Annotated in this window: 25 protein-coding genes; 6 read left to right on the forward strand and 19 right to left on the reverse strand. The window is 42.2% G+C overall.

From position 1 onward, the window contains the following. Positions 1-134: 134 nt before the first annotated feature. A complete protein-coding gene (locus G4D73_RS06135) occupies positions 135-1,376 on the reverse strand; it encodes a carbohydrate porin (RefSeq protein WP_213687602.1) in 1,242 nt (413 codons plus the stop codon). Positions 1,377-1,858: 482 nt separating this feature from the next. On the opposite strand from G4D73_RS06135, the gene G4D73_RS06140 reads away from it, so the two are divergent. Together G4D73_RS06140 and G4D73_RS06145 are read left to right on the forward strand one after the other, a co-directional pair. Next, positions 1,859-2,467, forward strand: coding sequence for a DUF805 domain-containing protein (locus tag G4D73_RS06140; RefSeq protein ID WP_213687603.1), 609 nt, complete (start codon positions 1,859-1,861; stop codon positions 2,465-2,467). A gap of 24 nt (positions 2,468-2,491) precedes the next feature. Beyond that, positions 2,492-3,007 carry a hypothetical protein gene (locus G4D73_RS06145; RefSeq protein ID WP_213687729.1) on the forward strand — a complete coding sequence of 172 codons (516 nt, stop codon included), beginning with the start codon at positions 2,492-2,494 and terminating at the stop codon, positions 3,005-3,007. 148 nt (positions 3,008-3,155) lie between these two features. Here G4D73_RS06145 and G4D73_RS06150 read toward each other — a convergent pair whose 3' ends face one another. After that, entirely contained in the window at positions 3,156-3,803 is a 648-nt protein-coding gene (locus tag G4D73_RS06150; RefSeq protein WP_005106170.1) for an HAD-IA family hydrolase, read from the reverse strand. Positions 3,804-3,901: 98 nt separating this feature from the next. Here G4D73_RS06150 and G4D73_RS06155 point away from each other — a divergent pair, with 98 nt between their 5' ends. Next, positions 3,902-4,669, forward strand: coding sequence for a hydroxymethylpyrimidine/phosphomethylpyrimidine kinase (locus G4D73_RS06155; protein WP_004281743.1), 768 nt, complete (start codon positions 3,902-3,904; stop codon positions 4,667-4,669). A gap of 78 nt (positions 4,670-4,747) precedes the next feature. Here G4D73_RS06155 and G4D73_RS06160 read toward each other — a convergent pair whose 3' ends face one another. The 16 genes from G4D73_RS06160 to acnD form a co-directional block, all read right to left on the reverse strand. Continuing rightward, on the reverse strand, positions 4,748-5,806 hold the full coding sequence (locus G4D73_RS06160; RefSeq protein ID WP_180180510.1) for a DUF1176 domain-containing protein: 1,059 nt from the start codon (positions 5,804-5,806) through the stop codon (positions 4,748-4,750). Positions 5,807-5,809: 3 nt separating this feature from the next. Next, on the reverse strand, positions 5,810-8,248 hold the full coding sequence (locus G4D73_RS06165) for an AI-2E family transporter (protein ID WP_213687604.1): 2,439 nt from the start codon (positions 8,246-8,248) through the stop codon (positions 5,810-5,812). Between the two features lie 121 nt (positions 8,249-8,369). Then, positions 8,370-8,810 (reverse strand): YybH family protein, encoded by a 441-nt coding sequence (locus tag G4D73_RS06170; RefSeq protein WP_005252710.1) that lies wholly within the window; start codon positions 8,808-8,810, stop codon positions 8,370-8,372. Between the two features lie 427 nt (positions 8,811-9,237). Then, positions 9,238-9,600 carry a 5-carboxymethyl-2-hydroxymuconate Delta-isomerase gene (locus G4D73_RS06175; RefSeq protein ID WP_213687730.1) on the reverse strand — a complete coding sequence of 121 codons (363 nt, stop codon included), beginning with the start codon at positions 9,598-9,600 and terminating at the stop codon, positions 9,238-9,240. 136 nt (positions 9,601-9,736) lie between these two features. Further along, on the reverse strand, positions 9,737-10,075 hold the full coding sequence (locus G4D73_RS06180) for a zinc ribbon domain-containing protein YjdM (protein ID WP_064097130.1): 339 nt from the start codon (positions 10,073-10,075) through the stop codon (positions 9,737-9,739). A 124-nt stretch (positions 10,076-10,199) separates the two neighbouring features. Beyond that, positions 10,200-10,646, reverse strand: a complete 447-nt coding sequence (locus G4D73_RS06185) for an SRPBCC domain-containing protein (RefSeq protein ID WP_004732106.1) — start codon at positions 10,644-10,646, stop codon at positions 10,200-10,202. A gap of 243 nt (positions 10,647-10,889) precedes the next feature. Then, entirely contained in the window at positions 10,890-11,279 is a 390-nt protein-coding gene (locus G4D73_RS06190; RefSeq protein ID WP_004732107.1) for a ribonuclease E inhibitor RraB, read from the reverse strand. A gap of 261 nt (positions 11,280-11,540) precedes the next feature. After that, entirely contained in the window at positions 11,541-12,473 is a 933-nt protein-coding gene (locus tag G4D73_RS06195) for a DUF4041 domain-containing protein (RefSeq protein ID WP_213687605.1), read from the reverse strand. Positions 12,474-13,058: 585 nt separating this feature from the next. Beyond that, positions 13,059-13,724, reverse strand: coding sequence for a pseudouridine synthase (locus G4D73_RS06200; RefSeq protein ID WP_213687606.1), 666 nt, complete (start codon positions 13,722-13,724; stop codon positions 13,059-13,061). Positions 13,725-13,808: 84 nt separating this feature from the next. Further along, positions 13,809-14,522, reverse strand: coding sequence for an SIMPL domain-containing protein (locus G4D73_RS06205; protein WP_213687607.1), 714 nt, complete (start codon positions 14,520-14,522; stop codon positions 13,809-13,811). Positions 14,523-14,646: 124 nt separating this feature from the next. Continuing rightward, positions 14,647-14,895, reverse strand: a complete 249-nt coding sequence (locus tag G4D73_RS06210; protein ID WP_153566457.1) for a DUF6868 family protein — start codon at positions 14,893-14,895, stop codon at positions 14,647-14,649. Between the two features lie 530 nt (positions 14,896-15,425). Continuing rightward, on the reverse strand, positions 15,426-15,689 hold the full coding sequence (locus G4D73_RS06215; RefSeq protein WP_114541035.1) for a hypothetical protein: 264 nt from the start codon (positions 15,687-15,689) through the stop codon (positions 15,426-15,428). 114 nt (positions 15,690-15,803) lie between these two features. Next, on the reverse strand, positions 15,804-16,025 hold the full coding sequence (locus G4D73_RS06220) for a hypothetical protein (protein WP_180039000.1): 222 nt from the start codon (positions 16,023-16,025) through the stop codon (positions 15,804-15,806). Positions 16,026-16,189: 164 nt separating this feature from the next. After that, on the reverse strand, positions 16,190-16,333 hold the full coding sequence (locus tag G4D73_RS06225) for a zinc ribbon-containing protein (protein WP_004645925.1): 144 nt from the start codon (positions 16,331-16,333) through the stop codon (positions 16,190-16,192). A gap of 191 nt (positions 16,334-16,524) precedes the next feature. After that, the gene (locus G4D73_RS06230) at positions 16,525-18,288 is read right to left on the reverse strand and encodes an ATP-dependent nuclease (RefSeq protein WP_005104130.1); all 1,764 of its coding nucleotides are present in this window, start codon (positions 18,286-18,288) and stop codon (positions 16,525-16,527) included. Positions 18,289-18,431: 143 nt separating this feature from the next. Then, positions 18,432-21,050: a Fe/S-dependent 2-methylisocitrate dehydratase AcnD gene (gene acnD, locus G4D73_RS06235; protein WP_213687608.1), complete on the reverse strand. Its 2,619-nt coding sequence runs from the start codon at positions 21,048-21,050 to the stop codon at positions 18,432-18,434. 514 nt (positions 21,051-21,564) lie between these two features. Here acnD and G4D73_RS06240 point away from each other — a divergent pair. Next, positions 21,565-23,697, forward strand: coding sequence for a multicopper oxidase family protein (locus G4D73_RS06240; RefSeq protein ID WP_213687609.1), 2,133 nt, complete (start codon positions 21,565-21,567; stop codon positions 23,695-23,697). Positions 23,698-23,811: 114 nt separating this feature from the next. Further along, on the forward strand, positions 23,812-24,537 hold the full coding sequence (locus G4D73_RS06245) for a YgfZ/GcvT domain-containing protein (RefSeq protein ID WP_213687610.1): 726 nt from the start codon (positions 23,812-23,814) through the stop codon (positions 24,535-24,537). Between the two features lie 52 nt (positions 24,538-24,589). On the opposite strand, the gene G4D73_RS06250 is transcribed toward G4D73_RS06245, so the two are convergent. Beyond that, on the reverse strand, positions 24,590-24,835 hold the full coding sequence (locus G4D73_RS06250; protein ID WP_044108411.1) for a hypothetical protein: 246 nt from the start codon (positions 24,833-24,835) through the stop codon (positions 24,590-24,592). A 263-nt stretch (positions 24,836-25,098) separates the two neighbouring features. Here G4D73_RS06250 and G4D73_RS06255 point away from each other — a divergent pair, with 263 nt between their 5' ends. Next, the gene (locus G4D73_RS06255; protein WP_044108404.1) at positions 25,099-25,896 is read left to right on the forward strand and encodes a tetratricopeptide repeat protein; all 798 of its coding nucleotides are present in this window, start codon (positions 25,099-25,101) and stop codon (positions 25,894-25,896) included. Positions 25,897-25,939 lie beyond the last annotated feature (43 nt).

The raw sequence follows: 25,939 nt of genomic DNA on the forward strand, positions 1-25,939 counted from the left end.
CACATGACAGGCATGAGCACCCTTATTGTTAAATTCTTAGTTATAAATACATCAGTGTCTTAAGCAGGCATTGCCCATTACTGCAACAAAGGACTTAGAGATTCAATAGTGTATTTGCAACTAAAAACTATGTTTTAAAATGACGTATTAAACTTGATTCCGCCCACCCAGACATTTTCACCGTCTTTGTCCGCACCGACGTGACGCACATATTGCACATTGGGGCGAATGGTGAGCCAGTTGGTGGCATGCAAGCCATAATAAATTTCTGCATCGATTTCTTGATGACGGTCAGCACTGACATCGTCATTCATGTTGATGCGTGCAATACCAAATGCGATTTCATCTTGAGGGCGTGAATCCATTGCACCCTTATAAACCAGCCCGATATTTTGCATATCACTGACATTATTGGTTTTGGAGTCATGCACTGTCGCATTCACAAAGCCGGTCAAACCACGCGAAGCATCTCCGTCATGTGCAGTTAATTGTTGCTTGGCAACGATCCAGCCACCATGGTGATGATCGGTTTGATCTGGATTGGAAATGACTTCAGCTTCCGCCGTGCTGTAGTAATAACCGGCGCGGTATTCACCTGGCAATTTTTGTGTGCCCAGTTTAGGCGTCCAGACCACTTCTGCAGGAAGCATTGCCCCTTTGGAACCATCCGTACTCAGGTTAAACCCCTTACCACGTTCCAGATTCTCAGGGTTGTGTTCATAAACACCGACCTGGGCATAAAATTCAGGGTTAATGTTGTATTTGACTCGTGCAGCCCATTGGCTTACCGGCCAGTTGTACCACTGATCGCCAACCCAGTTCCCGACTTGTGAACCGCATAGGGCCAGATTCTGGAAATCACAGTCAAAACTATTGAAGTCTTCACCCTCACCAAAGCGTCCGACTTTCACATCCAGTTTTTGTTCCAGGAATTTTTTCTTGATCCATAAATCAGTCAGGCGCCAGGTTTGACCACGGCCCCAGACTTCTTGCACTGAACTCAGATGGCCATTTAAAGCAGCAGCGCTTTGAGACAGTGACTGACCGTTACGCTGGGTCACTGTTATTTGTGCTTCGGTGTCTTGCCAGCCTGCAATTTTTGCCAGATCCAGATGTGCCCCAAAAACAAACTGGTCCGCATATTCAGTTTTATGGTTTGAAGATCTTTGCGCATCGATCAAGGTTGCCATTTCACCGGTATAACCAAAACTGAAATCATAGCCCTGATTTTGGAGTGCTGTACGTTGCCCGTTCCAGTCACCGAGCATCCACGGGCTTTCCGAACTGAAAGCAGCTTCAGCATGCACAGTGGTCGTGGTTAAGATGAAAGAGGCACAGCAAAGGTAAACGGCCTTCGATAATGGGGATAGATACATTGAATGTGATACCTTCATCACAATATGAAGCTTTTTATTATACGCCTGTTGATTTTAAAAAATCGTTACTAATAGATAAAAAGTATGAATAAAATGTTATATTTATTAGTATTATTATATACTTTTTGTAAATTTAAAGATTATAAGTATTTGTTTATCATCATATTAAATTTAACAAAATCAAACCATAGTTCCAAAGAAAAATTTGATATTCATCAGATAGATTTAGCTTTAATTTCTTATAAAAGATTCAGAGATAAATCAGCTCCATTACTATTTAATTTTCTTCATTTCGAATCATGCAACGCCACATTTTTTGTTGATTGAATACTGAACCACTATTGCGATAAGGCTTTTAAAAACATGAGAAAATTTCCGCCATTCCACTATGAATTTTTAAAAATTAGATTATGCTAAAGTTATTCTGATAAGAAATTGCGTCGCTTTAAAACAATAATCTAGCTTAATAGACGAGAACAAGCATGAAAGGTTCAATCCTTGATTTTTCTATTCAACACAATACCGGTTTTATCTCAGGGGATGATAATCAGCGCTATAGCTTTAATGGCGCAGCCTGGCGTAGTGAGCGTCCACCTTCACGCGGCGATCGGGTCGATTTTATCGTCAATGTCGCGGGTGAAGCCTCTGAAGTTTATCTGGCCTTAGGCAATTCTATTTATCTGGGAGAAAAAATTTCCAGTCAGCTCGGCAAATATTCCAATCTGGATCAGGCCGAGGAAAACTACAGCAGCATTGACTGGTTTGTAAAATGTCTGACCAACTATGCAAACTTTTCCGGCCGTGCACGCCGTAAAGAATTTTGGTTCTTTATGCTGTTTTGTGTAATTTTAGGCATTATTGCTGAGGTCATAGATACAGTTTTAGGCACTAAACCGCTGGTGAATAGCCTGCTTAATCTGGCACTTCTAGTCCCAAGTCTGGCCGTTGGCGCGCGTCGCTTGCATGATGTAGGGCGCTCTGGTTGGTGGCAATTACTGGCGCTTACCGTGATTGGTATACTGGTACTGATCTGGTGGTGGGCAACTGAAACCAAGCAACAAAACAATGAATATGGTGCTCCTGCCAAATAACTGAACCTTACAAATCCCGTCTTGATACGGGATTTGTTTATCGATTATTTAATGACTAAATATCAGCAAAATCAGACTTTCTCCATGCTGCAAGATCAATTAGTGAAATTTCCAGATGCTGTATGGGTGCAAATCTATGAAGATAAAATGCAGCTGATGAATATAGATGGCACGATTACGCATACCCTGCTACCCGATGTGCCCTATGCCCATCCGCGGAGTATTATTGCCGACTTTGATGCAGCCGCGGTGACGCTGAAACGGCTGTTACCATCGTCAATGATGAAGAAACTATTTAGCTCTATAGCACTGCTGCAAATTATGGATCTGCCTGAAGACGGCTTAACCGAAGTTGAAAAACGCGCATTACTCGAACTCGGTTATGAAAGTAGCGTGCAAAATGTCATCCTGTTTGACCATGCAGGAAATGCTCTGACCAAAGCCAGAGTTCCCCCCCAACATCGAATGACGATCATCAACATTTTACTGGTGATCATCATTATGGTGGTGCTGGCATCGACCTGGTTTTTGACGCTTTAAATGTTCATCCAAGAGCAAAAATCCCGCACGCTGCGGGATTTTTATTGAGATAACCATCTAATAAGAGAATTGATCTCTATAGATGAACCAGCTTATAGACATCGCCTCTCTAAAAATCAGCTCAAATAAAATAAGCAAAAATTAGGGTTTATTTAAAATAATCTAATAACTGATTAAAGCGGTCAATTTTATATTTAGGTTGTGCCACTTCTAACTCTTCCTGACTGCCATAACCATAACTTACCGCTATAGTCTCAATACCATTGTGACGGGCGCCAAAAATGTCATGCTCACGGTCACCGACCATCATGCATTGATCGGCCTGTAACTGTTGCTGCGCTAAAATATACTGAATCAGCTCGGCTTTATTGGTGCGGTCACCATTCAGCTCACTACCATGAATGTCAGTAAAATACTGGGCCAGATCAAAATGTTCCAGAATCTGTTTGGCATACACTGTCGGTTTTGCTGTGGCGAGAAACAAGCGATAACCACGGCGTTTCAGTTCTGCCAGCGTTTCTGCCACACCCTCAAAAACATGATTTTCATAAAGACCCTTCACTGCAAAGCGCTCCCGATAACCCATTAAGGCCTGCTCAGCCAGCACATGATCGGCTTCAACATTTAAAATTTTGGCAAGTGAGGCTTTTAAAGGAGGACCAATAATCCAGTCGATATTGATCTCGTCACTAATCGGATGACCAATTTTTTCCAGACCATAGCGTGCAGACGTCGTAATCCCCACTTTCGGATCGGTTAATGTCCCATCCAGATCAATTAAAATATTCTTAATCACCGCCTATCCCCTCTCATCAGCACCGATATAAATTAATATCGAGAGTTCATTCAAATTTGCCTATACTAATGCAATTTTAGTGAATGAAGGACATCATTTTGCGCCCTACCGTACTTTGCTTTTCCGGTTTAGACCCTTCAGGTGGAGCCGGCCTTCAAGCAGATATTGAAGCTATTGGTCAAAGTGGTGCACATGCGGCAATTGCCTGCACAGCCCTCACTATTCAAAATTCACAGCAGGTTTTTGGTTTCGAAGCCACTTCCAGAGAATTGCTATTGGCACAGGCCAATGCGGTGGTCAATGACCTGCCCATTCGTTGCGTAAAATCTGGCATGTTAGGCACCACAGACAATATCGTGGCTCTGGCCGAGTTTCTGACTGTACATCCAGATTATCTGTATGTGCTGGATCCGGTTTTGGTCGCCAATAGTGGCGGCTCGCTGGGTAATCAGGAAACGCTGGTCAAAGCATTTACCCAGTTGATTCCATTAGCCACTATCTTAACGCCGAACACGGTTGAACTACGCGCCCTGACGGGTGAGCAAGACCTCAAACTGGCCACTCAAAAATTATTTGAAATGGGTGCACAGGCAGTTTTGGTCAAAGGTGGCCATGAAGATACGCCAGATTACATTCAGAACAGCCTATATATCGCAGGTGAGCTGGTCAACGAAACTCGCTGTCCACGTCTGCCAGGTGAATATCATGGTTCAGGCTGTTCACTGGCCAGTTTCATTGCCGGACGTTTGGCCATGGGTGATCAGTTGAAAACTGCGGTACAGCATGCTGAAACCTGGTTATTTGGGGTATTAAAAAATGCTGAAATTCCTGTTCCAAATGGCCAGAGAATTCCAAAGCGTTTTTAAGATCACACTTCTTAAAATCAAAACTAAAAAAGCCTGAGTCATTCAGGCTTTTTTATCACTGCTATTTTTTAAACAATACTATTTGGCCTGATAAATGATTTTGCTTACATAGGTCGGTAAATTCCAAGCACCACCGGCGAAGCCTTTGCATTGTACGGTCAGACCACTGAAGCTTTTGACAAATTTCTTGCCATTCCAGGCCCATTCGTTCTGACTCAGACAATCGCCCAAACCACGCACTTTATGCCCGGAAAATATCTGGCCTTGGTTAAATGTTTCTCCCGAGGTCGTCACCAACTGTTTAAATTGCTTGTTTCGATCCATCAGCCAGAAGCCACTACCCATATTATAAGCCCCACGCCAGCATGGAATCTGAATCAGTTGATTCTGGGCATTAATGGGATAAATGGTCATAACATCATCATCCAGAAAACGCTGGCTAAACAGCAAATCACATTGATCTTCCTTGGTGGTGGCTTGCAGTTTTCGAATCATCTGCTGACTTGTTGCCGTATTCAGTTTTGCTTGAGTGGCTTTGCCTGACTGATATTTTGGTATCTGAATTTTCGGTATCGCTGCAGCTTTGAGCACCGCCTGATTGGATTTTTTCCCCGGCCTGATCAAGGCTGAGGGCGTAGAAAGTCGACGCTGAAATTCATCCATCTTGAGTAAAACGGCACTGGCACCGGAAGTCGACAGGTTCCAGCGTGATTGCGTATTCTTAAATACAACCGGAGCTGTTCCCTGTATAGCTTTTAGCAAGGCTCGCGTTTGATCAGTACTGAGTTGCCCTATTCCCTCCCGATTCAGACCAATCACACCATAAGGTGTGCTGGCAATTTGTAGCTGAAGCTGTCGTGTAGGTGTGGCAGCAGCTAAGGGTAAAATCTGGACTTGGGCTTTGATACTACTGTTTGCACCCGCAGCACGCTCTAGTAGCACCGAAACCGGCTGATCAATATCTTGATCCGATTGATAACCGGCAGCGCGGCAGGTGCCGGTATTATCACAGGAAATTTCCCAGTCTTTATGTAAAAAATGCAGTCCCTGAATAGCAGCCAGACTCCATGAACTGATACTGGCTAGACCAAATGTGATACTCATGATTTTGATGCTGTAGATCCATTTTTGTTTCATCATTTAGTCCTTATTTAAAACGCTTGCCGAGGTAGCAGGCTGCATCTGCTCAATCTGCTTCTGTTTATCTTTTTTCTTGCGCTCATTGCTCAGGGTCGCCATTAAATCCTGCGCCAAAGCCTTAAGCAGAATCATATCTTCGGCCTGCATCTGTCTCGGTTGTTTATCCAGCAGACATAGACTCCCAAGCGCAATTCCATTTTTATCTTTTAAAGGCACACCAGCATAGAAACGGATATGATGCTGTCTTAATTCTGACAGATGTGGAAAGCGCGGGTCACGCTGCAAGTCTTCTATCACCAAAGGCTCATTCTGATAGAGCAAATGGGTGCAGACTGAATCCTTGCACATTTGTCGGGTTGCAACAGGCTCCTGAGTAAAAGGACTGATTGGAATATACATTTCATGCTGATTCAGCCAGGAAATTTGTGCGTAATCAACGTCAAAGGCTTGACGGGCTTCTTCAATATACTGTTTATAAAGGGTCTGATGACGATGATCCAATAACCCCAATTCATTTAAAGCCTGCTGCCGTTCTTTTTCATTCTTGATCTCCAGATTCTCAAACCAGCTTTCGCCTTCATTCAAGGTATAAGTTTCGATAGTCAGAATCAGATCATCGACATTATTGACCAGTGCCTGCAGCTCAAAACGTTGTTGCAGTTCATCCAGAAGCTCCAGCTGCATCACACTCCAAGTCGCAAAAATGATTTTCAGCTCAGGATATTGCTGCGCCAGTCTATATTTCAGCAACCGAATCTGTGCCGCAGGCGCATGATGAAAAATAGACACACATAAAATCTTGATCGAAGCTGGTAATACAATACCCTTTCCTGATTCACTCGATTGAATCAGCACATCCAGATCATTTCGGGCAGCAATATTTTTGAGATTTAGGGCATGCGCCAACATGGCAGAAATCTGGGTGTCGATTTCCCAACGCGCACCAACACAATAAACTTCGGGCTGCTCGGCACTCATCTTACTCGGATAGGCTTTTTGAAACGCATGATTAAAGAACTGCAAGCCCTGATAAAGACGCAACCGGTGTTCGGCAGTGACATCGGTATCATGTCCTTGAGAATAAATCCGAATGGCTGGAATGGCCACTTCGCCATAGAACATTTGTACCCGACGGGCCACCTCATCTACACTGGGCTTTTTCGGTAATTGCGCACAGATGTAATCATTGGCTACCTGCATTGCATCATTGACTTCATCAGCCACCAGTCGTTGGTAAAAGCGTTCGGAGGGTGACAATACTGGCGTACTGCCAAGTAAGGTTTTGACAAAACCCAGTGCCGGTACATAATTGGACAAAACCAGCAGGCAGGCAGTCAAAGGCGTCGACAAGATCAGCCCTACCGGTCCCCAGAGGGTGGTCCAGAACGTAGCAGCCAGAATAATTGCCAAAGTAGACAGACCGGTACTTTCCCCATACAGCCAAGGTTCAATCACGTTATTGCTGATGAGTTCCAGCACCAGTATCAAGGCCACAGTCCAGAGCACCATGTCCCAGCCCGGATCAACGGCGAAAGCCAGTGTAATCGGGAAAATAGCTGAAACGATCGGGCCAACATAGGGTACAAAACGCATAACCACCGCGACCAGCCCCCACATGATCGCTGCTGGCACGCCAATCAATAACAGCCCAATCGCCATGGGAATACCATAAGTGACATTGACCAGCAGCTGCATGCGCAAATAGGTTCCGATACTTTTGCCGGCATCATCCAGCGCATCGGTGCCGATATTCAGATTACCACCCAAGAGTTTCAGAAAGCGGTCATGCAGGTCTTTACCATTGAATAAAATCAATACCATAAACAGGAACACAATCCCGATAATCGCCAACGGATTCAGGATTTTATTCAACCAGTCCAGCGCAGCCTCTTCACTCGTTGGCTCTAGGCCCACGACTTTGACATTCTGCACATTCGGGTCTTCTGTTTCCTGTTCTTGGGTGTCTATCGAATTTTCTACCGTGTCAAAGGTCTGGATCGCACCGTCCCACATACTCGGTCCCTGACGATAATTTTCGAGCATTTTCAGTTTTTGCTGGATGGTGTCCTGATATTGCGGCAGTTCCTGACTCAGCTTACCAAGCTGCACCCCCAGATAAGTTGCAGTGCCGCCCAGAAATGACAAGGTCAGGCACATGACCAGGCCAATCGCCGCCCATTGGGGACAGCCCCAGCGCTTTAAGCGAGAAACTAGGGGAGAAAGTAAAAATGCCAGCAGAATGGCCAAAGCCAGCGGAATAAAAATATCACGGCCAAAATACAATGCCGTCATGACTACAGCAGCAATTACAAAGCCTGCCATCATTCTGAGTGCATGTTGGGTGCGCTGCCGCTCGGACTGATCCGGCATCAATACTTCAGTCTGTTGTTGCAGGTTGGCCTGTCGTGGTTTTACTTGACTGTTCTTGTTGTTATCCACCTGAAAAGTCCTAAAATATTATTCCTTCAACATAATTTAGGACTTTCTATATTTTTGTTACAAAGGTATTCCTGTAATCATTTGCAAAGATATTTCACTTAAATCTTTTCAGGTAAATAGATTAACTCACGCTTTTGATCCGGCGCATTTTCCGGGTTTCGAGTTGCACAGGGACTGAAGTATGTTGATGCAGCAATTGCCATTTGCCCTGCTGCTTGCTCAGGCACATGCTGACCCGACACCAGCCCAGCTGGAAAATCGGTTCAATCACCGCATAACTCACCCGTACATAACCATCGACTACAGCCAGATCAGAAGTGACATGAATATTAAGGTCTTGGCGTTCGATGCGTATGCCTTCCGGTATAAATGCCCGATATTGCTGCCAGAGTGCCTGATAGGCTTCTACACCTTTCACTTCCATACTGACATCGACCAGACGGATATCGGGTCGGCATAATTGAACAATATCCTGAATTTCAAGTCTGGCTACGGCATTATCCCACTCCTGAAGAAATGCCATGACTTCCTGAGCCAATTTTTCATCCCCAAAAACCTGCATAAAATTTCCTTCAACCGGACAAGTCAGACCTGAAATCTGGGATTCAATTAACTCACCCGATTTCTGATCTTTTGTTCTTATTATTTTGCCTATGCTAAAGCGTTATTCTCGCTTTGCTCTTCCCACTGCCGGATTGGATACAGCCCACCTGAAGATTATTTTTTAAATTATTTTTATTTCAATCAGGATGAATATGCTGTTTCTAGATTGGATGATTCAAAAATCAGCAGCGATTAAAAGTTACTTTAGAACTTTTATTGCATGCCTGTAAATGACATAAAGCGTCATTTAAAAATAGAAATAATTTTAGATCTGAATAAGATAGCGGGCTGTTACAGACCAAGTCGATCTGTTTATAAATTTCGTACGGCATTGATAAAATTTAAGGCATTTGATCCATGTCATCTCAGCAAATAAAAGCCATCATTCAGATAACAGCTTTACGATAAGTCTGCTTTGGCATTTCAATGATTTCGACACGAAGCTGTATTTTTAATTCAGGTTGTGGCGCAATATATTGCTGCATCACGTCGAGCACCAATTCGGAAATCGCCTGACGAACTTCGACACTGCGCCCACTCAACAGTGAAACTTTGGCATGCACATAGGCCTGATCTGTAACAGCATTCAGTCCAATCACATAATCCTGCTGCATAATCGCACGACTTTTTAAATCATTGGGATCAGTGACATGGCCGGTGTTAAAAAGTGCCTGATGGATCGCGACCAATAAAGGTTTGATCTCGATATGTTGCAGATTGTCAGAATATTCCAGATGCAGGTGCGGTATTAAAGTGGTCTCAAATCGAAAACGTGAGGATCAGAGCGGCAGGAAAATAATCAGCCCAGAATTTCAGTAATAATGAGAATAATACGATACATCAACCGTATTATTCTCTCGTCAGAATTTTAGTCTAGGGCTAAATTTAAGCTTTCTTTACATATTCTGATTTCAGTTTCATCGGGCCGATTCCCTCGATTTTACAATCGATATCATGCCCATCTGCAGCATCAGGCAGCAAGCGGATACTTTTTACCTTGGTGCCCACTTTCACCACTGAAGATGAACCTTTGATTTTCAGGTCTTTAATCACCGTTACGCTATCACCGTCCGCCAGCACATTGCCATTGGCATCCTTAATGATCACTTGCTCTTCAGTGATTTCACCTTCTTTCCACTCGTGTGCGCATTCTGGACAGATCAGTAGATCGCCATCTGCATAGGTATATTCAGATTGACATTTCGGACAGTTTGGCAGACCCATAAGAACCTCGAAAAAAAGAGAAAAATAAAATAAATGAAACAAATAAGCGCACAGTATAGCATCTTTGTCTGGAGCACTCATGGATAGGACATGATGATGCAACCAACACAGGAGATCGAAGGAATTAATTGTCTGAAATCTGCGGATTAACCAGTAAAGACAGGAGTTGCAGTGATTCCTGCCAGCTCAAATGACACACCGCCGGCGGCACCACATCCGGATAACCTACCTGAATAATATGCAAACCGGTACCGATTGACACTTTTTCAAAGATGATCGTCACCTCTATTTCACCCTGCAAGTCGGGGGTAGAAAACTGATCGGTATAGCGCAGCAGCTGATTGGGAATGACCTCATGATAAATGCCATGAAAATGATGCTGGGTTCCGGTAGAAAAATTGGTAAAGGTGGTTTTATAGCTGCCGCCGGGTTTGACTTCCGCATGTTCTACTTTGGCAATAAAGCCATGTGGTGCCAGCCATTTGGCCAGTGCATCCGGATGCACAAAGGCACGATACACCCGCTCCGGTGGTGCGCTGAACACACGATGCATTTTTAAGGTGTAACTCATTTTTTCTTGTCCTTTGTTGTTATTATTTTTTTATTGCAGGATATTCCCTGCATTTGTTGTGGCTAAATTATCAACCTAAATTAAGTACTCATCTGAGTTATTTTATCCAGTTTTGAGCTGGCTATATATAATGAGTATGTATCTATACTCAAGCTCAAATCTTCATATAACGATTAAATAGAGCAATAAAAAAACCCGGCAGCACCGGGTTTCTTACTTTAAATCATTTAAATACAAGCATGCTCAGCTACTACGCAGGCTGCCCTCTTCGTCATCCAACTCATCATCATAGACATAGGCCATGCAACCCCAACCATCATATTCACCCTGAAATTGTGCCGCGATTTTGCTGAACCATTGTTCCAGATCCACGATATCTTCGTAAGCAGGTTCCATATACACATAAATCGTGATGATCCATTCCAGGGTATCGCTTTCTTCGTCCTGAAACAGGCTGATTTTTTGCTCTTCTTTTAATAGATGCAAGGCACAACGATCCGCCTGCGCTTCATCCGCAAAGGCAATCGAAAATTCAATTTCATGTGCCTCTTGCAAGTCGTCGCCATCCTGATGCATTTGCCACAGTACATTGCCATTTTCATCGTCCGGGAATTGATTGTAATCACGTGACATAGAAGTATCCTTATTATGATGCTGTTTTATTCTGCATTTAAGATTAGCTGATTTTTGTACAATTATCGAGATACAGACAAAAAATATTATCTTTTAACCATAAATAAACATATGATTTTTATAAATATAAAAATAAGTAAGAGGGTCAATATAGTCAAGATTCCTCAAGGCCAAAAATCCTGAAAAATATCAGGATTTAAACCAACTTATGGCATTCAGAATACTCTGGTAAAAATCTTCTAGACCTATGAATGTCATGATCTACGCGATGTGTGGATGCAGATGATCCTGTTCCAATTGCAAAACCAGCGCAGCAAACTTGAGTTCTTCTAAACGCAGATCAAGATAGGATTCTTGAATCATCGCCTGACTCAGTGTCTGCCCGGTATAATTCAGCAAGACATAATCATCCTTTAAGGCCTGCAATATCTCGCCCAAATTTTCTGTGCTTAATTGAGAGAGATATAAATCTGCCTTACAGTTGAAAGCCAGACTAAGGATTTCAATAGTACTTCGACGGCGATTGTCGTCGACATAATTACAGCTCGCCACCTGCTGTGTTTCTATGGCCTGTTGAATTCTGTCACGGACATTGCGTAAATGCCGAACCGCATCCGTTTCGCTATAACCCTCAATCAGCTGCTCTAAAACCTGTGTTGCGGGAAGCTGCAAGCCGAAGCGCTGGGCCTGTATTTTATGCTGTAAAGCACTCAATACCTCTTGCAAGCGATGCTGTTGTTTAGCCTGTTCATAATAACCGTGCAAACTTTGTCGGGCCTCCTGCTCAACCTCGGCCACGGCCTGCGCCTGAAACTGGGCAAGATAATCTTTTACTCTTGCGATATAGGCTTTGAGATCATCGATCATGATCGAAGCATCCAGCTTGGTCGCTTCAACAAAGTTTTCAGCCTGCAAAGTCCGGTTAATAATATATTGCTCGATATCCCAGATATCCTGATATTTTTTATATTTATTCAGGGCAATGTTTAAACTGCCATTTTGTACCCGCAATTGGGTGATTTCATAATTCAATTCATCGACTTGAGTTTCATAATCTGCCAATTTGCTGCGGGAATGATCCAGGTTTTCCTGTAAAAACTGGATATTGCTGCGTAATGAAGCCTGTACCTTTAAGCTCCATAGCAATGCACATATTAAAATACTCGCGAGAACGAAGAGAGCCATACTGAGCATCGTTCTTTCCTTTAACCCCGGGCAGCGCCCTAAACCATCAAATTAAAAATTTATTATAAAGTCATGATTAATTTTGCATCACTTCGGCCAGATAATCAAAGCCGTTGATCAATACTAAGTCATTCATTCATTTTATTTTTCTACAAAATTTTTATGTGCAAGTCATATATGACTGACTACTTTCCAGCTCAAGACAAATCCATTCTGAAACAACTTACGATATTTTTTATATCAAAGGATATAATTTGAAAGTTTAAAAATAATGAAAGGAAGGTTAAAAAATCATAAAAATAAAGGCATCAGGCCTATAGCGGGAGATAAAAGAATAAAAAATCTCTAGGCTCATCGTCAAGAGATAAACCGAACATTAAAATTTATATTCTGCAGTAACAGCCGATCAGGCAATGGATCAGTAGAAAATTTCATTTGAACATGCTTATAAAGCCACTCATTTCCACGCTGTTATCGAAATAAATTCTCACACTTTTTTATTCGGATTGCCCAGTTTAAGAGCTTGATCCTGATCATATTTATGAGATTAAAAAGCATGTGTCCGGTTGAATCTAACTATTAAGCAGAATCAAATTAGAATGGTATGTCTGCCTTTATTTCGACCGGGACACCATTCAAAGGCTGGGTAAAGGCCAGATAACTGGCATGCAAGGCCATACGATTTAAAGGACTGCGCTGGGGTTCAGGATGATAAATTTTATCGCCAGTAATGGGATGACCGATATGCAGCATATGCACTCGTAGCTGATGGGAACGGCCGGTAATGGGGGTCAACAACACCCGACTAATGTCTTGCTGGGGTAGATATTCTAAGGCCTGATACAAGGTTTTGGCGGCCTTGCCCAGTTCAAAATGCACCATCTGACGCGGACGGTTTTCCCAGTCGGTAATCAAAGGTACTTCGACGCTGCCCTCACCCTCAAGTTTGCCTTGTACCAGCGCGACATAATTTTTAAGTACCGTGCGTGCCTGAAACATTTTACTCACTGCCACTTCTGCATCGCGGTGTTTGGCAAACATCAAAATACCGGAGGTGGCCATATCCAGACGATGGGTAATTTTGGCCTGCGGATACTGGTCCAGTACCCGCAAATAGGCACTGTCGTGATGTTCAGGTAAACGCCCCGGAACCGACAATAATCCGGCCGGCTTTTCAATCACCACCAGATCATCATCTTCATAAACGATATGCAACGGTTCTTGCGGTGGACAATAGACAAAGTCATTGTTGATGGGCATTTTAAGGGTACAGCATCTATAATAATGCGCGCAAAATAACAAGCGGCTTCTAGGCTGTCAATTACCGTGCTTGACCAGCTCAGCTTAATCTGCCAGATAATAATCGACCGTCGAGACCACGCGTACTTTCTTCAAATACGGTGTATTGCTGTCGCGATCTTCAATACTAAACAGCCCCTGATTGGCGGACTTGATTTTGCCCAGACTGCTTTTTGAATCTGCCGCAAATTTTTCTGCCACACTTCGGGCATTTTCGGTGGCTTGTTCAATCATCGCCGGCTTGATGTCATTCAGCTTGGTAAATAAATATTCCGTTCTTTGCCCAGAATCATCCCCTGCAAAGGCAATGCCTTTTCTGCCCAAGGCCACCAGGCGACTTTGTGCCGCGCGTACTGCATCTATTTTATGGGTATAGACTGTAATGGTCTGACTAGCAGTGTAACGCAATGCAACATTGGCATCCCCGCCATATTGCTGCGCGTATTTATCGGTGATACTTGGTGAAGCACTGGTAATTTCTTCCGTGCTAAATCCTTCATTTTTTAAGAAGGTCTGAATTTCTTGGGTATTGGTTTGCATGGTGTCATACAATTCGGCCAAATCCTGACTGCCGGCATTAAAGCGGATTGGCCATACCGCCACATCGGCTTTGACTTCGCGTTCCGACAAGCCTTTGACCGAAACTATACGTTCATATTGTTTAATTTTCAGCGCGCTATTGCCCAGAATCCATCCTGCAATAATCATTCCCAAGCCGATCAAGGCGCCTAAAATCAGGGCCGGTTTGACTTGATTCATGTGTGTCAACTCCTTTGAAATCTTTTTTCGTTCTTATTGATCCTGTCATGCTATCAAGTAGCGATAAAATGATATTAATCCAATCTTATTTTTATCACTTGAAAATTCAATCACAACATCGCACTTAGCTTTGATTCATCAGATAGATTGCAATTAACGGCGTCAGGTTAAACAGCAGAATGCCAATTTTATACACAGCCATTCCTGAATAATGAATCACATCAAAACTGGCATCTGACAGCCGAAACCATTTTCCATGCACCTGCTTCATCCAGTTTCGAGCAAAAATAAAGACCATGAACCAGATCATGAGAATGACATAATTAATGAGTGTGCAAAACAGTAAAAAACGGCACCAGATATCGAGATTCATGAGGATTCCCCTAAGGGGCAACTGATGTTTTTAAAATAACAGATCATGCTGATAAATGAAGGATGGATTTGTATCCTGCTTGGATAAATAGTTTTCTTAAATTTATGATTTATATTTATTTTAATTTTTAATTCTACGTATATTGCTGGAGAATTTTTTAGGGTGTTGGGAAAACTCGCAATGGTTTACTTCAACTATCATTCTTTGTAAGACCTGATCTTATAGCCTATAAACTTTTGGTCTATAGCGTCCTAAGCCGGATCGAGACCTTTTGGGTTCGTACTGCACTCGCGTTTTGCGCCGCTCACAGCATGCTACTCTTTCCGATCCCATCACACCCTTGAAAGCTATATTAGGCAAAGATGGACGGGATTAATTTCCTATGTTTTTTTAATTTGCATTAAATCTGAAAATTTATTTCATTATTAACCCACATATAGAGAAATAAATTCCATTTCCAATTTTTTATGCTTTTTTATTCGCCAAAATGAGACTTTATTGCAATTTATATTCAGGACAGGATTGCTGTTTTATTGAAAGAATGTTCCCTGAATCCATTGCGCACTAAACCACCAGGCACTAATCGCGGACATCCCGCACAGAAGATTAGCCAGTACCTTATTAATTCTAGTCAACTCAGAACTATAAATTTTCAAATTAAGCAAATAAGCGATCACAGCGTAAACCGAGCCAATCGCGCCCCCAAAAAGAATCAGGATCAGTGGCCATGCAGAATAGAAATGGGCTTTTTTATCTAAATTTCCTGACTCTGGTGCGTGCTGTTGAATATCCATAGGTGATAGCCCTCTTTTTAATATATGCACTTGCACTATTTCTAGGCAGATATTTATCCTTTAGAAAAATATTTGCCTTCTAGAACTTTCACTGAAGCAAGAAGCAGACCAATTTTATCGTACAAAGAGCTGTCGGGTATGATGATTGATATAGGCATTCAGACCATCGCCATATTGAGCGAGCTGTTTCATGTTTTCGACATGCTGATAACCGGAACTGCTATAGCTATAAGTATAAACTTTCGAGTTTTTCTTAAATTGAACCCGAATAAACTCGTTACCAATCTCGTAATTGGCAACACCTGAGTCATGATTAAGATCAAGATAATGTTGCAATTGAGCTGCCCTAAACACTATGAATCCAGGGTTTTAGATGGGGTTTTATTGATCAATTTTCAAACAAATTTAAATCATAAATAGCGAAGTTTAGATAGCAAAAAGCCCTATTGAGTAATAGGGCTTTCGTTCAAAACAGAGGATAACTGTTTGAGTTGTTTTGCTTAGGCATTCTTATTGTTAAATTGATTGCCTTGGCATTTGGTACACGGTGGTAAACGATCAGTACCAATTTCTAAGTAGGTGCGGTGTCCGCATTGAACACAAAAATAGAAGCCTGTTCCGGGTTTTTCGCCAGCAGTAACCATCTTTGTTCTCCATGGTTTTAGAAATGGTCTAGCTAGTATAACCCTCTGGTGATGAATGTCTATTGTCCATTTTTGTAAATGATGGTGTCGATTGGGCGAAGCAATATTTTCATAAAAAATTTGACAACCTTATAAAGTGTTGGTTACCAATTTTTCTATTACTCAAAACTTCAACTCATGAAGAATAATGATTAAATTTTTTGTAAACACCAAGTAGTAAAATCTTGAATATGAACTAGATCTGCTATTACTTCTTCAACACTTTTTTCATTTAAATTTTGCTTAAACTTATACCATTCACCAGTTTTTTTAGTTTCTAAGCAAAGATGGGGCTCAATTGCACCTAACTTCCACACCCAAATTGACTGTGCTTTGAAATGTTCTCTTAATTCAGTAATAAATTCATCTGCTTTTTGCTGCTGTGCTAATAATTCATAAATTTCAGCAGCTTTAAAGCCGCCACCTTTTGTTGGATATCCTCCTTCAAGTTTAAAACCATGAGTCGGTTGTATCTCATTAATAATATCTAGACATGTTTTTATACATTTATGTTCTTTTTCAATCAACTTAAACTTATGGGCTGAAAATGCAAAATCTAAATCAGCCAATGCTTTCGCAGGAATATTCATCTCTTTTAAAATATTTATCATTCCAGGAATACTCTGTGAACCATTAGCTATTACTAAAGCTAACTTGAGCTCTCCTAATGTTTTACCTGTAATTTTTTTAATTAAGGGCGGTAAAACTTGCTTTTCAGTATCACCTTCTGCAATAAGTACAGTATCTGAAAATAAAATTTGTCCTAAATTATAAGTTTCAAACAGTAGTCGCGCTTGTGCATCATGAGTGTCTAAAATCTTAGTAATAGCTTCTTTTAATCTGACTTCAACTCGTGTTCCTTCAGCATTTTTACGCACAATATTCGTATATGGAATATCGTCTTGTTCGATCATAAATGGTGAATGTGTTGTAAATATGACTTGATAACCTTTCTTTGAAAGACTTTTTAAAGATGCTCGTAATAATTCAATAGCTTGCGGATGCAAGAATAATTCTGGTTCATCAATAAGGAGTAAATTCGTTTTTCCCTCTTTAGAAACATCTTTTGTAATTTCTGCTAAATGCCTAATTAAAGTCATTTGAATAGCTCTTTGAGCACCATGCCCCATATCAGTAAAATCAGTTTTCTTCTGATTGCCCTCTTCCGTAACTTTAATTTTTCCCTGCTTAAACAGATCTGCAATATCAGGTGTTGGAATATCAATATTCAGCTTTAATCCGGGGAAAAAATCTTCTATTTTTTCATTAATTGAATCATCAAATTCCTTAAAATCTTTTAATCTTTCTTCTCCATCTACGTTTAACTTTGATCCAATCACTTTTAAAGCATCATTAATTACGTCGACTTTTGTTGCAATTATTTCTTTTTGCAAAATTGCTATTAGTTTTCCAATAGTATTACCTGCCTTATATTTAGAAACATCTTCAGCTGAATCTTCCATTGAGTTTATAAATGTAGGTTCAGGAAATAAGGTTGTTATAGCTTGAGGTAATCCATTTGGATTATTCCATATATCATTGTTTAAACTTGGAGGCTGTACCCCCATAACAACAGCATTCTTACCAGTTCCTGCTTTTTCCTGAAAGAATCTAATTCTAATTTTTCCTTCTTCCAAATACGGTTCTAAGCTTTTAAATTGTATCTCTGATAAATGCGCTAAACTTTCTTCATTTACTCCCTCTAACAAAGCAATTATTTCTATTGGTTTATTAGGATCATAAAAACTATTTTCATCTTGTGCTTTGCCCCTTACTAGAGCATCAATACACTTTAATAAATTTGATTTCCCCGCGTTGTTATATCCAACTAAAGCTGTAAAAGATTCTAATTTTAAAAAAGTTTCTCGACACGATTTAAAGTTACTAATTTTTATTTCTGTTATACGATGCATCATCAATTTCCTAATAAAAAAACCCCACTTCACAGTAGGGTCTTTTTTAAACAATATCAACAACTTTAATCCACTCCAACCCTCCTTAAAAAAGGAGGAAGTTCCCCTCTTTTTCAAAGAGGGGCTAGGGGTGATTTTAAAAAAGATTAAGCCACATTCCCTTCCAAAAAATCCTGTGCAAAGCGCTGCAATACCCCACCCGCTTCATACACATGCACTTCTTCTTCAGTATCCAGACGGCAAGTCACAGGCACTTCAATAATCTGGTTCTTACCATCATCGGTTGAACGTTCAACCACCAAAGTCAACGTCGAACGTGGCGCGATATTACCAATCACGCTGTACAGCTCAGTACCATCAAGACCTAAAGTCTTACGATCTGTACCCGGTTTAAACTCAAGCGGCAACACCCCCATACCGACCAGATTGGTACGGTGAATACGCTCAAAACCTTCAGCGACAATTGCTTCTACACCTGCCAGACGCACACCTTTCGCCGCCCAGTCACGACTCGAACCCTGACCATAATCCTTACCAGCAATAATAATCAACGGCTGTTTACGGTTCATGTAGATTTCAATCGCTTCCCACATCCGCATTACTTCGCCTTCCGGCTCCACACGCGCTTTCGAACCTTGTTTGATCGTGCCATCAGAACGCACGACCATTTCATTGAACAGTTTCGGGTTGGCAAAAGTCGCACGTTGCGTCGTGAGGTGATCACCGCGATGCGTTGCATAGGAGTTAAAGTCTTCCTCAGGCACACCCATTTTTTTCAGGTATTCACCTGAAGCACTGTCGAGCACAATCGCATTCGATGGTGATAAATGATCAGTGGTGATGTTATCGCCCAAGATCGCCAGCGGACGCATATTTGACAAGGTACGCGGTGCAGCCAAAGCCCCTTCCCAATACGGCGGACGGCGAATATACGTACTTTGCGGACGCCAGTCATACAACGGACTTGTTGCTTTTTCATTCACACCCAAGTCGAACATCGGAATATAGATTTTTTTGAATTGTTCTGGTTTTACAGCAACTTTCACCAGCGCATCAATTTCTTCATCCGATGGCCAGATATCTTTTAGATAAATCGGATTGCCGTCTTTGTCTGTACCTAAAGCATCTTTTTCGATGTCAAAACGAATCGTACCGGCAATTGCATACGCCACCACTAAAGGCGGTGAAGCCAAGAATGCCTGCTTCGCATATGGATGAATACGCCCATCGAAGTTACGGTTGCCCGAAAGCACCGCTGTTGCATACAGATCACGGTCGATAATTTCCTGCTGAATCTTTGGATCTAATGCGCCCGACATGCCGTTACAGGTCGTGCATGCATAGGCCACGATACCAAAGCCCAGTTTTTCTAAATCTTTAAGTACGCCTGCTTCTTCCAAATACAAAGCAGCCGCTTTAGAACCCGGTGCAAAAGAAGATTTCACCCAAGGTTTACGCACCAAGCGCAATTCATTGGCCTTACGTGCTAGCAAACCTGCCGCCACCGTATTACGTGGGTTGGAGGTATTGGTACAAGACGTAATCGCCGCGATAATCACCGCACCATCTGGCATCAAGCCTTCTGCTTCTTGCGCGCGAGCTGCTTCTAAATTACCGGCAATGCCTTTTTCTTTCAGGTCAGATGTCGAGACACGTGCATGTGGATTTGATGGCCCTGCAATATTACGTGTCACAGTCGATAAATCGAAACGCAATACACGTGGATATTCTGCTTGGGTCATATCCGATGCCCAAAGCCCGATCTCTTTGGCATAAGTTTCGACCAGTTTGACTTGCTCAGGCTCACGACCGGTCAAAGTCAGATAATCAATGGTGTTCTGGTCGATATAGAACATCGCAGCAGTTGCGCCATATTCCGGGGTCATGTTGGAAATCGTGGCACGATCACCGACTGACATGCTGTCAGCACCTTCACCAAAAAATTCTAAATATGCACCAACCACACGCTCTTTACGCAGGAATTCGGTTAATGCCAAGACGATATCCGTTGCGGTAATGCCTGGCTTGCGCTGACCTACCAGCTCCACACCGATAATATCTGGCAGACGCATCCACGATGCACGGCCCAGCATCACGTTTTCGGCTTCCAAGCCGCCAACACCAATCGAGATCACGCCCAATGCATCTGTATGAGGTGTATGCGAATCTGTACCAACACAGGTATCCGGGAATGCCAGACCATCACGGTTCTGAATCACCGGAGACATTTTCTCCAAGTTGATCTGGTGCATGATGCCATTACCGGCAGGAATCACATCGACATTTTCAAATGCGGTTTTAGTCCATTCAATAAAATGGAAACGGTCTTCGTTACGACGGTCTTCAATGGCACGGTTTTTCTCAAAGGCATCCGGATCAAAACCACCAAACTCAACCGCCAGTGAATGGTCGACGATTAACTGGGTTGGAACTACCGGATTGACTTTAGACGGGTCACCGCCCTGTTCTGCAATCGCATCACGTAAACCGGCAAGATCAACCAGTGCCGTTTGTCCCAAGATGTCATGACATACTACACGTGCCGGATACCACGGGAAATCATGTTCCTGTTTACGCTCAATCAGCTGGCGTAAAGACTGTTCCAGAATGGCAGGTTCACAACGACGCACCAACTGCTCTGCCAGGACTTTGGAAGTATAAGGAAGTTTGGCATATGCGCCTGGCTGAATATCTTCTACGGCCTGTCGCACGTCATAATATTCCAGCTGGGTGAATTGCAGCGGTTTACGGTAGTTGTTGTTCATAAGCTTGCCTGCCCTCGTTTATCTCTATTTTTATTCATCAATAGATATCGATGAGTTACTTTTGTAATAGCAGCATTGTACGCTGCACAAATAGCATTTCCCAAATTTTATATTTTTCAAACACTTAATTATAAAAAATGGTATTTTCGCAAAAATTTGTTACATAGACTTTAGAATTTTTGCTTTAAAGCGGTCTTTTGCTAAAAAAATCTGAATAATTCGCCTTATTCTTTAGTCTTATGTTGCAAAATATTTCTCTATCTTTTTATTTGAATATTACTCTAAACCACTAATATCATTAATAAATAATTAATTTTATGTGCATTTTTTTAAAGATGAAAAAATATAGTCTGACTGGTTTTCATAGGCCTGTCCTGTCGCCGCATTTAGCAAAATTTCAATCCCCTAATTTGAGATAGCAGATTTTCCAAAACTATCAGAAGCTCAGTATGACGAATGTCACATTATTCGCAATCCTCACATTAAAACAATAACCATAACAGGCAGAACTGAAATGTTGAAAATCGCAATATTCGGAGCTATAGCCGCCATTTTGACGCTCTTAGCTCGCGGTTGGGATGGAACAAAAAATCCATCGCCGCCATCCAATCCCTCTAACCCGTCCCAACCCTCTCATCCCTCACACCCAATACATCCACCCAAGCCATCACATCCCGTTCCGACAACATCAGACAGCTTAATTAGCAACCCACCTCTGTTACCGAAAAGTGCCAAGGGCAAATATGAGCTGATCGTGGCCTATAAAACCAGCAAACTCTATAACCCTAGAAACGGATTATGGGATCAGGTACTGCTGAGAGGCTATTTAACCAAACCCAGTTTATTTGATAAGAAAAAAACCGGTGAATATGTCGAGGATCAGCTGGTCGGACCACAGATTCGGGTCAAACAGGGTGAAACCATGGCGCTTAACCTGAATAACCAGCTGCCACCCGAGTCAGAAACAACCTGCCCAACTCATGTTGAGAATGTAAATGAACCACACTGCTTTAATACCACCAACCTGCATACCCATGGTTTCTGGGTCAGTCCTCAAGGCAATAGCGATAATGTCTTTTTGAAATTCAAACCTCAGGAAAAATTTGATTATCAGTTCAAAATGGAACCGAATCATCCCGCAGGGACTTACTGGTATCACGCCCATCTGCACGGTTCAACTGCTCTTCAGGTATCAAATGGCATGGCAGGCCCATTGATTGTTGAAGGCTCAAGAACACCAAAAGTCAAAAATGGCAAAGTCACCTCAACTGGAGATATGGATATTCTATGGAAAGAAAAAAACAGTTATCCGAATGAAAATATCCTGCTGTTCCAGCAAATCCAATATCGCTGTAGCAACCCCGACCCTAATGTCAAATTCGCTGTTCCCAATAACTGTGAAGGTGTAGGTATAGGCATGCTGGAAAATTATAATGACCTGTCTATTGGTGGCTTCTGGACTAACCAGAATTACTACACCTCTATCAATGGTAAAATTTTAGGTGAGATCAAAGCAGAACAGAATCAGTTTAACCGCTGGCGCATGATTCATGGTGGTGTACGCGATACCATTGGTCTAATCATTAAGGAAATTCCCAATTCCAGTAAGTTTAGCGCAGAACAAACTATTAAAGCCTGTTCAGCCTATCAGGAGGCAGACAAGAAAGCTGAATTTGAGAAGCTGAATAGCCTGAATGTGCATACCATCGCGCAAGATGGCTTAACCATGAATCATGTACAGACCAGAACCCTGTCCGTGTTCCATCCTGGTTATCGTCATGATGCAATGGTTGCCTTTCCGACCACCAATAGATACTGCATTTTTGACACCAAATTGAATATCGATGATGAAATTAACGCGCCATTACCGAATGTAGGTCCTCAAATTGCTCCAAATCATCGCTTCAATGCCCAACTGCTGGGATGGGTCAATGTAAAAGCAGCCAAGACCAAGCCTCAGACTGCTGCCCAGTTCCTGAAAGATCGGGCACAAAAAATTGGTTTAAGCGAAGACCTCCAGAGCCAGTTATCTCAGCTTAATCTTTCTGCGTTTAGTGATCATCCATCACTGATGACGCCGGAAATTGATAAAGTAGTTGCTGCCCGACCAAAACAATATAGTGCTTTTTCGCTCGGCCCCGACCCTAGAACTGGCATATTCAAATTTGGCTTCCGACATAAAAAAGATGGAGATACACTGAGTTTCGGAGATTTCTTTGATGGAGATAGTTCAGTAGATGGCGAATATGTCCGTCAGTTACAAGTTGGACAGACTGATGAATGGGAACTGACCAGCGCTGGTTTTGGTGGCCATCCGTTCCATATTCATGTTAACCCGTTCCAGATTGTTAAAATTTTGAATCCTCAAGGTAAGGATGTCAGTGAGGCAGTGGCACCAGAAGATCCGGTGAATCCAGTTCTGGATGATGTGCAATACCGTGGCATGAAAGGACAGTTTAAGGACACGCTTTTTGTAAAACAAAACTATACCTATATTGTCCGCAGCCATTACAAGAAATTTGAAGGTGACTTTGTACAACATTGTCATATCCTCGACCATGAAGATCAGGGCATGATGGAAATCGTACGGGTCTGTGGAGGAAAATTCCCTTGTGATTCGCCATTACCGGCTAGCCATCACCACTAAAGATCTGCTCGCTAAAAGCCAATGATTTCGATTGTTGGCTTTTTTGTTTGCCTCTATTTGATGCTTGCTGCACAATAACTGCATTGATTTATAGTATTCAAACCGGGGCTTATTATGGCAGCGTCTCCTGCTTTTACATTGTTTAGTCTGAATGGTGTAGATGCACAAAAATTCCTTCAAGGTCAGGTGACTTTGAATACTGAAACTTTGGCGGAAAACCAGACACGCTATACTGCAATCTGCAGTCTGAAAGGACGCATTCAATTTGGCTTATGGCTTAAAAAAATCAGTCCGGAAAGCTTTGAAATCGTCAGCACTGAAGATCAGTCCACGGAACTGGCCAATCATATTAAAAAATTTGGCGCCTTCTCAAAAATGAAACTGGAATTGGTTGGTCCAGTTTATCCAGTCATCAATGGCATTCATACTGACTTCGTTACGACTGAAACCGATGCCACCCTTTGGGAGCAGCAAGCCATTGAATCAGGTCAGGCCTGGATCCAGGCGGCTACCGCCAATCTGTTTCAACCTCAGGAATTGCGTTTGCATCAACGCGAAGGCATTCACTATGACAAGGGTTGCTACTTGGGTCAGGAAGTCATTGCACGCCTGTGGTTTAAAGCCAAGCCAAAACACTGGTTACATCTGGTTCAAGGCACAGGTGCCGCGCCTGATGTTGCGACCAAACTGAATAATGATGTTGAAATCGTCAATAGCATCGCGATTGAAAATGGTTATAAAGCGCTAGTCGTTGCAAAACCTGAAGCATTGACCGAGTTAGGTCTAGATGTTCTGGAACTTCCTGAAGCCTTAAGTGGTGATGTGGCGCGTCCGCAATAATCATTGCGTAGCCCATAAAAAAAGCCAAGATGAAATTCTTGGCTTTTTTGTTTTAGAAACCATGAAACAGCTTATTCATGTCTTTCACGACATAGTCTTTGAAATGATAGGCTCGCGCATGTTTGGCATCAAACTTTGCCGTGAGTTCACCTTTTTGAAAGACGTATACCCGGTCTTCCTGACTCATCAAAAACTCTGCACCAAGTTTTATCAGCAGCGCATCAATCTTGTCTTCATCCGCAATCGATTCATCTGCATTGATTCTGTCATAGTGACGTTTAATGGTTTTGACAAACATGGTGAAATCCTGGGAGTCTGATTCAAACCGAGATTTAATCAGAGAAGTCGGCTGAAGCAAAGTAATCCTTTTGATATCTGCAGGATTGATCAGAAATCTCTCCGAATCATGCATCGATTTAATCGGTGTATTGTGCTTCGATGATTTGTATTTAGTGACAAATTGTATATTTACAAAGCACAAAATCCTTTTATGATGTAAGTGAAAATGATTAAAACCGCACCAAGGAATAAGGTGCCAGCAATAATAAGGTTATAGGAACCATGAAAAAATTAGTACTCGCTGCAGTTCTTGCCCTTTCTGCGCAATTCGCTTTGGCAAATACCGTAAAAGATCAAGTCGATCCCCAATTTCAAAAAGTTGAGGCCATGGTCAAAGCCAATAATTTTAAAGGTGCCTATGACGCTTTGAATCAATTGGCCAGTCAAGGAAACGCCCAGGCTTTATATAACTTAGGCTATTTGACCCAAACCGGCCAAGGTACAACCAAAGACGAGAAAAAAGCCATTCAGCTCTACGAACAGGCAGCCAGCAAAGGTTATCCGGTGGCCAATTATGTATTGGGTAAAAATTATGCAGCCGGCACACTCGGACTCAAACAGGATTTGACCAAAGCCAAACAGCATCTGGAACGCGCTTCGGCAGCCAAATTTGATGATGCCAGCATTGATCTGGCCATACTGCTGTTTTCTGAAAATACAGCAGCGTCAAATAAAGCCGGACTGCAAAAGCTACAACCGTTGATCAGCAAAGGCAATATGCAGGCCATTCATGCCAAAGCCTTATATGACATCAGCAGCGGTTTCAAAAATAAAGATGAAAAACCGATTCAGCAAGGTCTAAGCAGCATTCAGGAACTGGCCAAAAAAGGTTATATTCCGGCGCTGATGGCAGTGGGCAATATGTTTGCCAATGGCAGTATTGTTCCGCAAAATCTGCCAGAAGCGAAGAAAATCTTTGCCGCACTGGCGCAGCAAAATGTTCCACAGGCCAAAGAGTCTTTGGCAGCAGTAGATAAAATGCTGGCTGAGCAGAAAAAAGCACCTGCGAAGAAAAGTTAAGTGAACCGATAAAACTCAAACATAAAAAAGCCCCATGCAATTT

Source organism: Acinetobacter sp. WY4 (assembly GCF_018438165.1).
Taxonomy (GTDB): domain Bacteria; phylum Pseudomonadota; class Gammaproteobacteria; order Pseudomonadales; family Moraxellaceae; genus Acinetobacter.